This window comes from Bradyrhizobium sp. UFLA06-24, assembly GCF_054967145.1.
Window position 1 is genome coordinate 1 of the sequence record NZ_JADFUE010000028.1, and the last position, 15,042, is coordinate 15,042.

Genomic DNA, 15,042 nt, shown 5'->3' on the forward strand with positions numbered 1-15,042 from the left:
GCTCCAGCCCATGGCGAGATAGATGCCGACCGAGACGCGGTCGAACCGACCCGGATAGAACAGCTTCAGCACGATACCAAGGATAGCGACGCACCAGACGCCGGTGAGCAGCACCAGCGCGAACGCGCTGTCCTTCACCTCCAGGATGAACGGCGTGTAGGTCGCCGCGATCAACAGGTAGATCGCGGAATGATCGAAGCGGCGCAACAGCCATTTGGCGCGCGAAACCGGCCAGAGATTGTAGGTTGCCGACAGCACCAGCATCGACATCAGCCCGGCGACATAGATCGAGACGCCGACGATATCGGTCGCATCGGCATAGACGACTGCCAGCACCACCAGCACGGTCGCCGCGCTGATGCCGGCGAGCACGCCGACGCCGTGGATGATGCCGTCGGCAATCAGCTCGGCGCGATCGTAATTCCAGCCGAAGGCGTCGGCGGCGGCGTGGACGGAGGTGGATGCAAGTTGCTTCAACTGGAAGACGGTCATGGCAATCCGCGATAGCTGTGGCAATGCCCTTCTATATGGGTCTTTCGGGACCCACGCGTCGTTCAATCGGCTGATTTGCCGACAAAGACGGTGGAAGTATGAAGCTTGATTTTCCTCATGCAATTGCCACTTTTGTGAACGGCTTCTCTGTTCCGCCCGCCCCGGGATTACCAGCGTTCATATGGCATTCAGTTTTCAGGACATGGTCGAGGAGGCGCGGCTTTCGGCAAGGGCGCTGATCGACTATGGCGAGCACTTCTTCAGTCCGACGGTGCGGCTTGGTGTCACTGGCCTGTCGCGGGCCGGTAAGACCGTATTCATCACCGCGCTGATCCACGGGCTGACCCGCGGCGGCCGGTTTCCGGTGTTCGAAGCCTATGCCTCGGGCCGGATCGCGCGGGCGCATCTGGCGCCGCAGCCCGACGATGCCGTGCCGCGCTTTGCCTATGAGAACCATCTGCGCGCGCTGGTCGAGGAACGTCGCTGGCCGAGCTCGACGGTGGACATCAGCGAGCTGCGTCTCGTCATCGACTACCAGCGCCCGAACGGAGCCGACCGCACGTTGACGCTCGACATCGTCGACTATCCCGGCGAATGGCTGCTCGACCTGCCGCTGCTGCAAAAGAGCTACGAGCAATGGTCGGCCGAGAGCCTGGCGCTCTCGCGCGAGGTGCCGCGCGCGCACCTGGCCGCAGACTGGCACGCGCATCTGGCCATGCTCAAGCCCGAAGCGCACGAGGACGAGCAGGCGACGCTGACAGCCGCAAAGCTGTTCACCCAATATCTGCGCGCCTGCCGCGACGAACGCTTCGCGATGAGTCTCTTGCCGCCCGGCCGCTTCCTGATGCCCGGCAATCTCGCCGATACGCCGGCGCTGACCTTTGCGCCGCTCGACGTTCCCGCAGGCAGACAGGCGCCGGAGGGATCGCTGTGGGCGATGATGGCGCGTCGATTTGAGGCTTACAAAGATATCGTGGTGCGACCGTTCTTCCGCGATCATTTCGCGCGGCTCGACCGCCAGATCGTGCTGGCCGATGCCCTCTCCGCGTTCAACGCGGGACCCGAGGCGCTGCACGATCTCGAAGCGGCACTATCGGGCATTCTCGATTGCTTCCGCATCGGCCGCAGCACGTTTCTCTCCAGCCTGTTCCGGCCGCGAATCGACCGTATCCTGTTCGCGGCAACGAAAGCGGATCATCTGCATCATTCCAGTCACGACCGCCTCGAGGCCGTGCTGCGCCGCGCCGTCGCTCGCGCTGTCGCACGTGCCGAAGATACCGGCGCCGAGATCGACGTGGTGGCGCTCGCCGCGGTCCGCGCCACGCGCGAGGCCCAGGTTGCGCATGGCCGCGACGTCTTGCCCTCCATCCTGGGTACGCCCGCGGCGGGCGAAAGCGCGAACGGCGAGTTCTTTGACGGCAACACCGAGGTCGCGACGTTTCCGGGCGATCTGCCTGATGATCCCGAGCCGCTCTTTGATGGGACGGACGCGTTCCGCGGATTGTCGACGCAAGCCGCCGAGAAGAGCGACTTCCGCTTCCTGCGCTTCCGTCCGCCAAAGCTCGAACGCGAAGGAACGAACGAGCCCACGCTGCCGCACATCCGCCTCGACCGTACTCTGCAGTTCCTGATCGGAGACAAGCTCGCATGAACGACCGATCGAAGCCACGGCGGCCGGCGACGTTCCGGCTCGACAATCCCGATGTCGTCGTGACCGAGGCCGACGAGACCAGCCGGCTCAGTCGCGCCACCGTCCAGATCACGCCGGAGCCAGATCCGGCCAGCTTGCCGGTGCCCATTGAAACCGCGCTTCCCGTGCGGCGCGGCTTTCCCTGGGGCGCGCTGTTCTGGTCGGGCGTCGCCGGCCTGACGCTGCTCGGCACCGGGCTCGGCGTGGTCAGGCTGATCGAGGATCTTTTTGCGCGCAGCGAGAGCCTCGGCTTCGTCGGCGTTGCGCTCGCCTTCGTCACCACGCTTGCGCTCGCGGTGGTGATCGGCCGCGAGGCGTTCGGCCTTGCGCGGCTTGCGACGATCGAGAAACTGCATCGGCGTGCCGCCGAGGTGCTCTTGACCGACGATCGCAAGGAGAGCCGCGACATCGTCAAGGACCTGATCGCGATCGCGCACCAGAACCCGCGGCTTGCGCGCGCCCGTGCCGCGCTGGAAAGCCACACCGGCGAGATCATCGACGGCGCCGACATGATCCGGCTCGCCGAGCGCGAATTGATGTCGCCGCTTGATGAGGAGGCGCGGCGGCTGGTGTCCTCGGCCGCGCAGCGAGTCTCGATCGTCACGGCGGTGTCGCCGCGCGCACTGTTCGACGTGCTGTTCGTGTTCGTGGCCTCGCTGCGGCTGATCCGCCAGCTCGCCCGGCTCTATGGCGGCCGCCCCGGCGCGCTCGGCATGATCCGGCTGCTCCGCCACGTCATCGCCCATCTCGCCATCACCGGCGGCCTCGCCGCCAGCGACAGCCTGGTGCAGCAGATGCTCGGGCATGGGATTGCGGCAAAGCTGTCGCAGCGGCTGGGCGAAGGCATGTTGAACGGACTGCTGACAGCGCGGCTCGGGTTGGCGGCGATCGACGTCACCAGGCCGTTGCCATTCGCCGCGCTGCCGCCGCCGAAACTGTCAGACCTCGCGACGGATTTGTTGCGCAGGAAAGAGGACGAGGAGTAGCGCTAGGCGAGCGGACGAACCTCAAACTCCCCCGCCAGCACGCGCCACTGGAACAGCGGCGAGTCCTTTGGCGGCGAGAGCTGCGGGGTCCATCCGGTGAGCTTGTCGAGCGTATAGGTATCGATCAGGACTCCACGCCAGCGGCGTTCGACTTGCCCCACTGGCGTGCGCGTCGCGGGGATTGTCTCCCACAGAGGTGAATGATCATCGGGTTGGCGACCGACATAGAGTCCTACGTGTCCCCTGATCCTGTCCATGCCAGGATCATGGAAATCCTGGAAGCGGCCGCGCTCGTTGATCTCGACTACGGGAACGCGGCCGCGGAACAGCCAGCGCATCATGGCATAGGTGCGATAATCCGTGGTCGCGATCCAGGTCGCGCCGGTCTCGTCGAGCGCGGCCTGGGCGCGTGCGGCGACCTGCTCGTAGCCGGCCTCCGCGCCGATCGGATCCATCTTGCCGAGCAAGTTCCAGGGCGCGGCAACGTAATAAAGGAACACGATCACGACGAAGGCGATCCCGGACACCAGCGCCGTTTCCGCCCAAAAGATGCTCGAGCGGATCATCCGTGCCGACCAACCTTCTCCAGGCAGCATCGTTAGATTCACCGCGGCAGCGGCAAAACCGACCGGCCACATGAACATCGGCCAGGTGTCACCGACCCGGAGTGTAAACGACTTGAGAACGAAATAGACGAACGGCACCAGCACCGCGGTCGAGAGCAGGATCGCCACCGGCTCGCGGGAACGAGTGCCGCGCCATGCCGTCAGGACGAGGCCCGACAGCACCACCGGCAGCATGACGAAACCGACGAGACCGAGTTGCAGGCCGATGTAGTCGCCGACGGTTCGCAGCGAGATGCCGTAATTGGCGGTGGCGCGCACGCCCTGGAAGCGGAACGAGGCCCAGTCGTGCTGCGCATTCCAGATCAGCACCGGCGAAAACACGGCGATCGCAATCAGCGCCGCCAGATAAGGATAGGGACTGCGCAGCCAGCGCCAGCGCCAATCCGGCACCAGCAGGAACGCAGCAACCGCCGGCGCGAACATGATGGCAGTGAATTTCGACAGCAGCGAGAGCCCTGCGAACAAGCCAGCGGCGAGCCACCAGCGGCCGTCGCCGCTCTGAGCAAGCCGCATCAGGGACCACATCATCGCTACCGCAAACGGGATCATGGCAACATCGGGCGCGACCTTGGCCATCAGCAGGCCGTAATAGAGCGCGGCCTCGGGCATCAGCACCGCCACAACGATCGCGCGCACGTCATGGGTGAGGCGGCGGACCATATCGGCGAGCAGCAGCTGCATCACCAGCATCGCGACAATGCCGCCGAAGCGGACGCCGAGCACGGTGTCGCCGAAGATCGCGGTGCCGAAGCGGATCAGCCAGGCAATGCCGGGCGGATGATCGAGGAAGCTCAATGCCGCCTCTTTCGACCAGGTCCAGTAATAGGCTTCGTCGGTGCGCAGCTCGATCGCGGAGGCGTAGACGATGCGCAGCACCGTCATCGCGGCAATCACCAGCGCGGCCACCACAAGCGGCCGACGCGAGGCGTCGTGGGGCTTCACGGAGATGTCGGGAGCGATCGTCACGGCCGCGCTTTTCCCCGACTTGGGAGGGGGAGTCAATGTGGCCACCGTCATGCCGGGCAAGCGAAGCGCGGCCCGGGATGATAGCGGGGGTGTGGAGGCAAAACGGTGGGCACGGCGCTGATCCGCCTTTGCCCACCTTACAAGACTTACCGTTACGTAACCTTGTCGCGCATGTGATCGGATCGGCCATCGACCCGGCGGAATTTAACTCTCCGCTGGCTGTTCTCCTTAATGAGCTGATACAACCGAATCATGGCCAGGACCGTCCTTTTGCGATTGCCCGAACTCGTCCGCTCCACCAGCGCGCGGCAGGTCCGGCTGGTCTGCGGAATTATCCTGTTCGCCTACGTGGTCAGCCATTTCCTCAACCACGCGCTCGGCAATATCTCGGTCGATGCGATGCAGGTCGGGGTCTATTACCACACCTCGTTCTGGCAGTTCCTCCCGGTCGCGATCGTGTTCTACACCGCCGCCCTCACCCATATGGGTCTCGGCGTCTACGCGCTTTACCAGCGCCGCCAGTTCCGCTGGCGGACGATCGAGCCGCTGCAGCTCTTGCTGGGGCTGAGCATCCCCGCGCTGGTGATGGCCCATGTGATCGGCATTCGGCTCGGCCAGATGCTCTACGGGCACGAGAAGCTGTATCCGCAGGAGCTTTATCTCTTTTTCGTCGTGGCGCCCGCCCGGCTCTGGACCATGACGATCCTGCTGATCGTCGCCTGGGTGCACGGCTGCATCGGCATCTATTTCTGGCTTCGGCTGAAACCGTTCTTCACCCGCGCGGCGCCCTATTTGCTGGCGGCCGCCGTACTGATTCCAACGCTGGCTCTGCTCGGCATCTACCAGGGCGGCCGCAGCGTCGCTGCCGACAGCGAAGACGGAGACTGGCGCAAGCAAAACTACACGCAGCGCGAGGTCGGCACGTTCGCCCAGGCCGACACGCTCGACCGCATCACCGGCGCGCTCACCATCAGCTATATCGGGCTACTCGGCCTGGCGCTGCTCGGACGCGGCGTGCGCGGCTGGCGCGAGCGGCGCGGCGGCATGATCGCGCTGTCCTATGGCAACGGCAAGACGGTGCGCGTGCCCAAGGGGCTCTCCGTGCTGGAGGCGAGCCTGCGCCACAACGTGCCGCATGCCAGCGTCTGCGGCGGCCGCGCCCGCTGCTCGACCTGCCGCATCCGCATCATCGGCGACCACGGCGCCCTGCCCGAGCCATCGCAGCGCGAAGCCTTCGTGCTGGCCCGCGTCGGCACCGCCGATCCCTCGATCCGGCTGGCCTGCCAGCTGCGGCCGGATTGCGATCTCTCCTTCTTCCAGCTGTTCATGCCACAGATGCTGTCGGCGAACGCACAGGCGTCGTCGCCCGCGAGGATCGGCCAGGAGCGCTATCTCGTCAGCCTGTTCGTCGACATGCGCGGCTCGACGCAGCTTGCCGAGAAGCGTTTGCCGTTCGACACCGTCTTCATCGTCAATCGTTTCCTCGGCGCGGTGTCGCAGGCGGTGATCGAGAATGGCGGTCAGCCGAACCAGTTCGTCGGCGACGGCATGTTGGCCCTGTTCGGCCTCACGACCGATCCGCACACTGCGTGCCGGCAGGCTCTGAAGGCGGTGGCGGGCATCGCAACCCATGTGGACGAGCTCAACGAATTGCTGAGCCACGATCTGCGCCAGCCGATCCGCTTCGGCATCGGCGTCCATGGCGGCGAGGTCATCATCGGCGACATCGGCTATCGCGACCACATCGTCTTCACGGCGCTTGGCGATGCCGTCAACGTCGCAGCCCGGCTTCAGGACATGACCAAAACGCTTCAGTGCGAGGCGATCGTCTCCGAGGAGGTCCGCCGCACCGCCGGCCTTCACGACGATGCGCTGCCGAAGCAGGAGGTCGCGATCCGCGGCCGGGACGAGCCGATGGTGGTGCGCGTCGTTGCAGATACCAGGACATTGTCCGCCCTCATCGCCGGCGGCGAGCGCGTCGCGGCGTAAGGCGATCCACGCCGACAGCTGCGCTCCCTCTCCCGCTTGCGGGAGAGGGTATCTCCGCAATGGGACAATCCCCCAGAGGAAAAGGCCCTCTCCCGCAAGCGGGAGAGGTGAAGCAAGAATCATCACCGCGTAACACCGGCCTGTTGCAGCGCAGCGGCATGGGCTTGCTGCGAAAGCACGAATTGACTTCAACCTGATGGTTGAGACAGATGAGCGCAGGTCTTGCGGTGATGACCGCGAGGCAACGAAAAGCTCCGGGAGGAGACCTGAATGTTCGACCGACGCGACCTGCTCAAAGGAGCGGGCCTTGCCGCCATGGCGGCCACACTGAATTCCACCAAGGCCCTGGCACTCGACACCGTGACGCTGCCGTTCGGCAATGGCGAGCGGCCACTGGTGAAATATCCGCAGAAGCGGCCGATGATCGGGCTCACCAGCCGTCCGCCGCAGCTAGAGACGCCGTTTGCAATCTTCAACGACGGCCCGATCACGCCGAACAACGCGTTCTTCGTGCGCTATCACCTCGCCGGCCTGCCCTACGATCTCGACCCCGATAAGTTCACGCTCGAGGTCAAGGGCAAGGTCGACAAGCCGCTCAAACTGTCGCTGAAGGACATCAAGAAGATGAAGGCGACCGAGATCGTCGCCGTCACGCAATGTTCCGGCAACAGCCGCGGCTTCTTCGAGCCGCGGGTCGCCGGTGGCCAGCTCGCCAATGGCGCGATGGGCAATGCGCGCTGGCGCGGCGTGTCGCTCAAGACCGTGCTCGACATGGCGGGCGTGCAGGCCGGCGCCAAGCAGGTCGTCTTCGGCGGCATGGACGGTCCGGTCATCGACAAGACGCCTGACTTCGCCAAGGCGCTGGATCTCGCCCACGCCGCCGATGGCGAGGTGATGCTGGCCTATGGCATGAACGGCGAGGATCTGCCGTTCCTCAACGGCTTCCCGCTGCGCCTGGTCGTACCAGGCTATTACGGCACCTACTGGGTCAAACACCTCAACGAGATCACCGTCATCGACGGCGTCTATGACGGCTTCTGGATGAAGTCGGCCTACCGGATTCCTGACACCCCGGACAATTCGGTCGAGCCCGGCACGACACCGAAAGCGACGATCCCGATCAACCGCTTCACCATCCGCTCCTTCATCACCAACGTGCCTGATGGCGCCAAGCTGAAGGCCGGACGGACGACGCTGCGTGGCATCGCCTTCGACGGCGGCAAGGGCATCAAAGACGTCTCGGTCTCCACCGACGGCGGCAAGACCTGGGCCTCGGCCAGGCTCGGCAAGGACCTCGGCAATTACTCGTTCCGGGAATGGAAGCTGCCGGTGAAGCTCGCGGCTGGAGAGGTCGAGCTCAAGGTGCGCGCCACCAGCAATTCCGGCGAGACACAGCCGGACACGCCGCGCTGGAACCCTGCGGGCTATTTGCGCAACGTCGTCGAAACCGTCCGCGTCAACGTGGCCTGAGGAGAATGATCATGCAGCGCACCGTTCTCAGCGCCATCGCGCTCGCCGCCGCCGCATTGGTCGGGTCGGCCATCGCCGCCCCGATCAATTACAAGACACCGGATGAGACCGCAGCCTTCAGGCCCGGGCCAAATCTCGAAGTGGTGCAGGGCAATTGCGCCGCCTGCCATTCGTCCGACTACATCGCGACCCAGCCGCCGATGAAGGACAAGAAAGCCTTCTGGCAGGCCGAGGTGACCAAGATGATCAAGGTCTACGGCGCGCCGATCGCCGAGGGCGACGTCGGCAAGATCGTCGACTATCTGGCCGCGACTTATTGACGGCATCAGGGCCAATTGACCGCGAAACGGGCAAATCCGGCAAAAACGCCGCGAAGTTGAGCGAATTTCGGTAAAATGCGGATGTGGTTTGATCTACCAAGCCCGCCACATTCCGCGTATCCTGTAGAACCGAACCGGCTGGTTGGCGGGGACTGGCGGTTCGTGATCTCGGAGGAAGACCCGCGGAGAAGACGTGATGCCCAAAGGTACGGTCAAGTGGTTCAACCCGACGAAGGGTTATGGATTTATCCAGCCTGCGTCGGGCGGCAAGGATGTGTTCGTGCATATCTCGGCAGTGCAGAAAGCCGGCCTGTCCTCGCTCAACGAGGGACAGACGGTTGAATATGAAGAGATCGCAAACCGGGGCAAGACGTCCGCAGAGAACCTCAAAGTATAAGCCCGCCAGCCTTTGCTGCCTCCCGGATCTCATCCGGGAGTGAGGCCAAAAAAATTAGAAGACGATCAGTGCATTCGACGACAGGCGTTGCGACTGCACGCGAAAGGCTTTTTGCCTGGAGAGATCGCCGATGAACCCCACAGCAACGACAATCGCGACCGCATGTGGTCAGCCCACCGGCAACGGTGCGTCGCGCTTGATCTCCTCCATCACCGCATAGGTGCGCGTCTCGCGCACGCCCGGCATCGACAGCAGGGTCTCGCCGAGGAAGCGCCGATACGCGGTCATGTCCGCCAGCCGCGCCTTCACCAGATAGTCGAAGCCGCCTGCAACCATGTGACACTCCAGCACTTCGGGCGCGAGCTTCACCGCGCGCGCAAAGCGCTCGAAATTGTCGGGCGTGGTCTTGTCGAGCAGCACCTCGACGAACACGAGCAAGCCTAGCCCGAGCCGGTGCGGATTGAGGCGCGCGCCATAGCCTTCGACAAAGCCCTCGCGCTGCAACCGCTTCAGCCGCTCGCCGATTGACGTCGGCGACAGGCCGATGCGCTCGGCGAGCTCGACATTGGCGATTCGCCCATCCTCCTGCAAAATGGCGAGGATTTTCCGGTCAATGCGATCAAGATCCATATTTTCTACGTTCAGTCTCTTTCTTATCTTCATTTCTTAAGGCAAATTGATTAATTTGCCTATCGAACCACGGTCGCGCGGGTCTTATCCTGATCTCAGCTACAGGACACGCCATGCCAAACCTCCCGCCCCCCTTCTCTGCCCCCTACGCGCCTGATGACGCCGACATCGCTGCGCGCCTCTTTCCGTTGGTGCATCTCAGCCCAGCGCAGGAAGCCCGGATCGACCGCACGGCAACGCGGCTGATTGAGGCGATCCGCAAGCGCGACGACCGGCTCGGCGGGGTCGAGGACATGCTGCGCGAGTTCGCGCTCTCCACCAAGGAGGGCCTTGCGCTGATGGTGCTGGCCGAGGCGCTGCTGCGCGTGCCGGATGCCCGCACCGCCGACCAGTTCATCGAGGACAAGCTCGGCGAGGGTGACTTCATCCATCACGAGACCAAGTCCACGGCGTTCCTGGTCAACGCCTCGGCCTGGGCGCTTGGTCTCTCCGCGCGGGTGATCCAGCCCGGCGAAACGCCCGACGGCACCATCGGCCGGCTGGTAAAGCGGCTGGGCGCGCCGGCAGTGCGCACCGCCACGCGCCAGGCGATGCGGCTGATGGGCAATCATTTCGTGCTGGGCGAGACCATCGAGCAGGCGCTGGAGCGAGGCAAGCCGCGCTCTGGTCAGAAGTCGCGCTACTCCTTCGACATGCTCGGCGAAGGCGCGCGCACGGCGGCGGATGCGCGACGCTATTTCGACGCCTATGCGAGCGCCATCGAGACGATCGGCAAGGCTGCGGGCAACCATCCCCTGCCCGACCGCCCAGGTATCTCCGTCAAACTCTCGGCGCTGCATCCGCGCTTCGAGGCGATCAGCCGCGACCGCGTGATGCGCGAACTGGTGCCGCAGTTGCTGGATCTTGCGCGGCGCGCCAAGGCGTATGACCTCAACTTCACGGTCGATGCCGAGGAGGCCGACCGGCTGGAGCTGTCGCTCGACGTCATCGCGGCAACGCTGGCCGATGCCTCGCTCAAAGGCTGGGACGGTTTTGGCCTTGCGATCCAGGGCTATCAGAAGCGCGCCAGCGCGGTGATCGAATACGTCCACGAGCTGGCCCGCGCGCATGATCGCAAGCTGATGGTGCGTCTGGTCAAGGGCGCCTATTGGGACACCGAGATCAAGCGCGCGCAGGAGCGCGGGCTCGACGGCTATCCGGTGTTCACCCGCAAGGCGATGACGGATCTGAACTACGTCGCCTGCGCATCGCAGCTCTTGGGACTGCGCCCGCGCATATTTCCCCAATTTGCCACCCATAACGCGCTCACCGTCGCAACCGTGCTGGAGCTCGCGGGCGAGAGCGGTGGCTTCGAATTCCAGCGCCTGCACGGCATGGGCGAAGCGCTCTACGAGCAGCTCGCCAGGGATCACCCCGAGATCGCCTATCGCACCTATGCCCCGGTCGGCAGCCATCGCGATTTGCTCGCCTATCTGGTGCGCCGACTGCTCGAAAACGGCGCCAACTCCTCCTTCGTGGCGCAGGCCGCCGATTATCGCGTGCCGGTGCCGGCGCTGTTGAAGCGCCCGGTCGATCTCATCATCCGTCCGGATCACGCCCATCACGCCAAGATCCCTTTGCCGGGCGATCTGTTCGCGCCGGAGCGGCACAATTCAGCCGGCATCGAGTTCGGCGAGCGCACGGCGCTCGACCGGCTGCTCGCCGAAGTCAAGGCTGCGACTCCCGAGCTCAAGCCGGTCCCCGACGCCACGCCCGAGCAGGCGGGCGCGGCGGTCGTCGCGGCCCGCGCCGGCTTTGCCGGATGGAGCCGGACGCCGGCCTGGACGCGCGCGGCGGCGCTGGAGCAGGCCGCGCATCTGCTGGAGAGCCGCAGCGCACAGTACATCGCGCTGCTTCAGCGCGAAGGCGGCAAGACGCTTGACGATGCGCTCTCCGAGCTGCGCGAAGCCGCCGATTTCTGCCGCTATTATGCAGCTCAGGGCCGAAAACTGTTCGGCAGCGAGACAGCGATGCCGGGCCCGACAGGCGAGAGCAACACGCTCGCGCTGCGCGGCCGCGGCGTCTTCATCGCGATCTCGCCATGGAATTTTCCGCTGGCGATTTTCCTCGGACAGGTCACCGCGGCGCTGATGGCCGGCAACAGCGTCGTGGCCAAGCCTGCCGAGCAGACGCCGCGCATCGCACGCGAGGCTGTCGCGCTGCTGCACGAGGCAGGTATCCCGAGAAGCGCGCTGCATCTCGTCACCGGCGACGGCCGCATCGGCGCGGCGCTCACCGCGCAGCCTGACATCGCTGGCGTCGTCTTCACCGGCTCGACCGAGGTCGCCCGTCACATCAACCGGACGCTCGCCGCCAAGGACGGGCCGATCGTGCCGCTGATCGCGGAGACCGGCGGCATCAACGCCATGATCGCGGATGCGACCGCGCTGCCCGAGCAGGTTGCCGACGACGTCGTGACCTCAGCGTTCCGCTCCGCCGGCCAGCGCTGCTCGGCGCTACGGCTCTTGTTCGTGCAGGAGGACGTCGCCGACCGCATGATCGAGATGATCGCGGGCGCCGCCCGCGAGCTCAAGATCGGCGATCCCGCAGATGTCGCTACCCATGTCGGGCCAGTGATCGACAACGAGGCCAAGCAGCGGCTCGATGCCCACATCGCGCGGATGAAAAGCGAGGCCCGGCTGCATTTTGCGGGCACAGCTCCGCAGGGCTGCTTCGTCGCGCCTCACATCTTCGAACTGAGGGATGCCGGCCAGCTCACCGAGGAGGTGTTCGGCCCGATCCTGCATGTGGTGCGCTACCGCGCCGAGACGCTCGGACACGTGCTGCAGGCGATCGAGCGCACTGCTTACGGACTGACGCTTGGAGTCCACTCGCGCATCGACGACACGATTGAGGCCATCATCGACCGCGTCCAGGTCGGCAACATCTACGTCAATCGCAACATGATCGGCGCCGTGGTCGGCGTGCAGCCGTTCGGCGGCAATGGCCTGTCCGGCACCGGCCCCAAGGCCGGCGGCCCGCACTATCTCGCACGCTTCGCCACCGAGCAGACCGTGACCATCAACACCGCCGCGGCCGGCGGCAACGCTGCGCTGCTTGCGGGAGAGGAGTAAGGCCCTGCGCCCGATACCGTTGCATCCCGCCAAAACATCGGTCTAATGGCTCCCACGACGTGCCCGCGCCAATTCCAGCCAGCGGGAAACAACAAGAGCGAGGGAGCAACGCCGCGATGGAAAAAGGCATTTTTGCAGGGCTCAAGGTTCTGGACTGCGCAAGCTTCATCGCGGCGCCCGCGGCTGCGACCGTGCTGTCCGACTTCGGCGCCGACGTCATCAAGATCGAGCCGCCCGGCGCCGGCGATCCCTACCGCAATCTGCCCAACCTGCCCGGCTATCCCACCAGCGAACATAATTTCGCCTGGCTGCTCGAGGCCCGCAACAAGAAGAGCCTCGCGCTCGACCTCTCCAAGCCCGAGGCGCAGGCCGTGCTCTACAGACTGGTGGAACAAGCCGATGTCTTCATCACCAACATGCCGCCGCCGGTGCGCGGCCGGCTCGGCATCTCCTATGACCATCTCGCCCATCTCAACGACCGGCTGATCTACGCCTCCTTCACCGGCTATGGTGAAAAGGGCGAGGAAGCCAACAAGCCCGGCTTCGACAGCAACGCCTATTGGGCGCGCTCCGGCCTGATGGACCTCGTTCGCGCCGATACCCACACCACACCGGCCCGCTCGGTCGCCGGCATGGGCGACCATCCCTGCGCCATGGCGCTGTACAGCGCGATCGTCACCGCGCTGTACCAGCGCGAGAAGACCGGCAAGGGCTCGCACGTCGCCTCCAACCTGATGGCCAACGGCGTCTGGGCCGCCAGCGTGCTGGCGCAGGCCAAGCTCTGCGGCGCCAAGTTCGGCGAGCGGCGGCCGCGCGAGCGCGCGCTCAATGCGGTCGCCAACCACTATCAGTGCAAGGACGGCCGCTGGCTGATCCTGTCGCTGCTCAGCGAAGAGAAGCAGTGGCCGACGCTGGCCAAACGCCTCGGACGCGAGGACCTGACCAACGATCCGCGCTTCGCCACCAAGCCCGACCGCCACGCCCGCTCGGTCGAGCTCATCAAGATTTTTGACGAGATTTTTGCGACCAAAGACCTCGCCGAATGGCGCAGGATTCTCGACGGCAGCGGGCTGGTGTTCGGCATCGTCGGCATTCTCGACGATATTCCGAACGACAAGCAGATGCTCGATAACGAAGTGCTGGTGCCGTTCGAGAACGACACCATGCTCACCATCAACTCCCCGATCTGGATCGACGGCACCAAGAAGGTCCAGCCGCGCAAGCCGCCCGGCGTCGGCGAGCACAGTGACGAGATTTTGCGTGGCGCAGGATACGACGAAGCCGCGATTCAGCAGCTGCGGGCGAAGGGGGCGGTGGGGTAGCGACGCACTGCTCTCGACCCGTCATTGCGAGCGCAGCGAAGCAATCCAGAATCCCACCGCGGATGCATTGCTGGATTGCTTCGCTGCGCTCGCAATGACGGGGTAGAACCATGTCGGTATAGTCATCGGCAAACACGGAATGCCGCGAGGTCCCATGCCCGCTTATCGCCTGCACTACTTCCCTGAATCCGGCAACAGCTACAAGCTGGCGCTGATGCTCACGCTTTGCGGCGAGACATTCGAGCCTGTGTGGACCGATTTCGGCGGCGGCGTCACGCGCACGGCGGAATGGCGCCGGAACGTGAACGAGATGGGCGAAATTCCCGTGCTCGAGGTCGACGGCGTGAAGATGACGCAGACCGCACCCCTCCTGCTCAAGCTGGCCGAACAATACGGCCGCTTCGGCGCCGAGACGGAAGCCGAACAATTCGAGCTGCTGCGCTGGCTGTTCTGGGACAACCACAAGCTCACCGGCTACATGGCGACCTACCGCTTCATGCGGGCCTTCACCGAGAAGAGCGATCCGCAAGTGCTGAAGCACTTTCGCCGGCGGCTCGACGACTTCCTCGGCATTCTCGACGGCCACCTCCAGCACAACGCGTTCGCGATCGGCGCCAAGCCGACCATCGCCGATATCTCGATGATGGCTTATCTGCACTATCCTGATGACGAGCACGGCTTTGATTTCGCGGAAAGCCATCCCGCCATCGACGCCTGGCTCGGCCGCATGGCCGCACTGCCGGGCTGGAAGCCGGCCTACGAGCTCTTGCCGGGAAAACGGATGACGAACTACGCGAAGTGAGAGCGGCTATTATCTCAGCGCCAGCCAGAGGAGCGTGAACAGGATTCCGCAGATGATGACCGCCGCCGCGACAGCCGAGGCGCTGACGCGGACGCTGCCGGCGACCTGCTTGGCTTCCTCATTCTGCGCGATCTCGCGATTGCGCTCCTTGTTGGCTTCGCTGGTGTCCGTCATGGGTCATCCGAACCGGTTGGGTCGCTTGATTTGCGCATGATCTGATCGGAAAACCGCCACACACT

The 15,042-nt window shown here is 64.8% G+C and carries 13 protein-coding genes; 9 read left to right on the forward strand and 4 right to left on the reverse strand.

What is annotated here, in order from left to right; genetic code table 11:
• Positions 1–492 (reverse strand): PAQR family membrane homeostasis protein TrhA (trhA, locus tag IF809_RS22080; protein WP_462838506.1); only part of this gene is annotated, 492 nt, incomplete at its 3' end.
• Between the two features lie 181 nt (positions 493–673).
• Between trhA and IF809_RS22085 the strand changes: the two genes are divergently transcribed.
• Both IF809_RS22085 and IF809_RS22090 read left to right on the forward strand, forming a co-directional pair.
• Positions 674–2,143 (forward strand): YcjX family GTP-binding protein, encoded by a 1,470-nt coding sequence (locus IF809_RS22085; protein ID WP_462838507.1) that lies wholly within the window; start codon positions 674–676, stop codon positions 2,141–2,143.
• Positions 2,140–3,168 (forward strand): YcjF family protein, encoded by a 1,029-nt coding sequence (locus IF809_RS22090; RefSeq protein ID WP_128968181.1) that lies wholly within the window; start codon positions 2,140–2,142, stop codon positions 3,166–3,168. The genes IF809_RS22085 and IF809_RS22090 overlap by 4 nt, the downstream gene beginning before the upstream one ends.
• A 2-nt stretch (positions 3,169–3,170) precedes the next feature.
• Here IF809_RS22090 and IF809_RS22095 read toward each other — a convergent pair whose 3' ends face one another.
• Entirely contained in the window at positions 3,171–4,676 is a 1,506-nt protein-coding gene (locus IF809_RS22095; RefSeq protein WP_462838559.1) for a glycosyltransferase family 39 protein, read from the reverse strand.
• A 336-nt stretch (positions 4,677–5,012) separates the two neighbouring features.
• Here IF809_RS22095 and IF809_RS22100 point away from each other — a divergent pair, with 336 nt between their 5' ends.
• The 4 genes from IF809_RS22100 (at position 5,013) to IF809_RS22115 (ending at position 8,936) form a co-directional block, all read left to right on the forward strand.
• Positions 5,013–6,749 (forward strand): adenylate/guanylate cyclase domain-containing protein, encoded by a 1,737-nt coding sequence (locus IF809_RS22100; protein WP_462838508.1) that lies wholly within the window; start codon positions 5,013–5,015, stop codon positions 6,747–6,749.
• A 270-nt stretch (positions 6,750–7,019) separates the two neighbouring features.
• Complete coding sequence (gene sorA, locus IF809_RS22105) at positions 7,020–8,219, forward strand: SorA family sulfite dehydrogenase catalytic subunit (protein ID WP_462838509.1); 1,200 nt, start codon at positions 7,020–7,022, stop codon at positions 8,217–8,219.
• Between the two features lie 11 nt (positions 8,220–8,230).
• Positions 8,231–8,539, forward strand: coding sequence for a SorB family sulfite dehydrogenase c-type cytochrome subunit (gene sorB / locus IF809_RS22110; protein ID WP_164938864.1), 309 nt, complete (start codon positions 8,231–8,233; stop codon positions 8,537–8,539).
• Between the two features lie 196 nt (positions 8,540–8,735).
• The gene (locus IF809_RS22115; RefSeq protein ID WP_128968186.1) at positions 8,736–8,936 is read left to right on the forward strand and encodes a cold-shock protein; all 201 of its coding nucleotides are present in this window, start codon (positions 8,736–8,738) and stop codon (positions 8,934–8,936) included.
• A gap of 168 nt (positions 8,937–9,104) precedes the next feature.
• Here IF809_RS22115 and IF809_RS22120 read toward each other — a convergent pair whose 3' ends face one another.
• A complete protein-coding gene (locus IF809_RS22120) occupies positions 9,105–9,566 on the reverse strand; it encodes an Lrp/AsnC ligand binding domain-containing protein (RefSeq protein WP_128968187.1) in 462 nt (153 codons plus the stop codon).
• A gap of 113 nt (positions 9,567–9,679) precedes the next feature.
• Between IF809_RS22120 and putA the strand changes: the two genes are divergently transcribed.
• The 3 genes from putA (at position 9,680) to IF809_RS22135 (ending at position 14,803) form a co-directional block, all read left to right on the forward strand.
• On the forward strand, positions 9,680–12,679 hold the full coding sequence (putA, locus tag IF809_RS22125) for a bifunctional proline dehydrogenase/L-glutamate gamma-semialdehyde dehydrogenase PutA (protein ID WP_462838510.1): 3,000 nt from the start codon (positions 9,680–9,682) through the stop codon (positions 12,677–12,679).
• A 116-nt stretch (positions 12,680–12,795) separates the two neighbouring features.
• A complete protein-coding gene (locus tag IF809_RS22130; protein WP_462838511.1) occupies positions 12,796–14,001 on the forward strand; it encodes a CaiB/BaiF CoA transferase family protein in 1,206 nt (401 codons plus the stop codon).
• Between the two features lie 154 nt (positions 14,002–14,155).
• A complete protein-coding gene (locus IF809_RS22135) occupies positions 14,156–14,803 on the forward strand; it encodes a glutathione S-transferase family protein (protein ID WP_462838512.1) in 648 nt (215 codons plus the stop codon).
• Positions 14,804–14,812: 9 nt separating this feature from the next.
• Here the strand turns inward: IF809_RS22135 and IF809_RS22140 are convergent, their stop codons facing one another.
• Positions 14,813–14,977 (reverse strand): hypothetical protein, encoded by a 165-nt coding sequence (locus IF809_RS22140; RefSeq protein ID WP_462838513.1) that lies wholly within the window; start codon positions 14,975–14,977, stop codon positions 14,813–14,815.
• Positions 14,978–15,042: the final 65 nt, after the last annotated feature.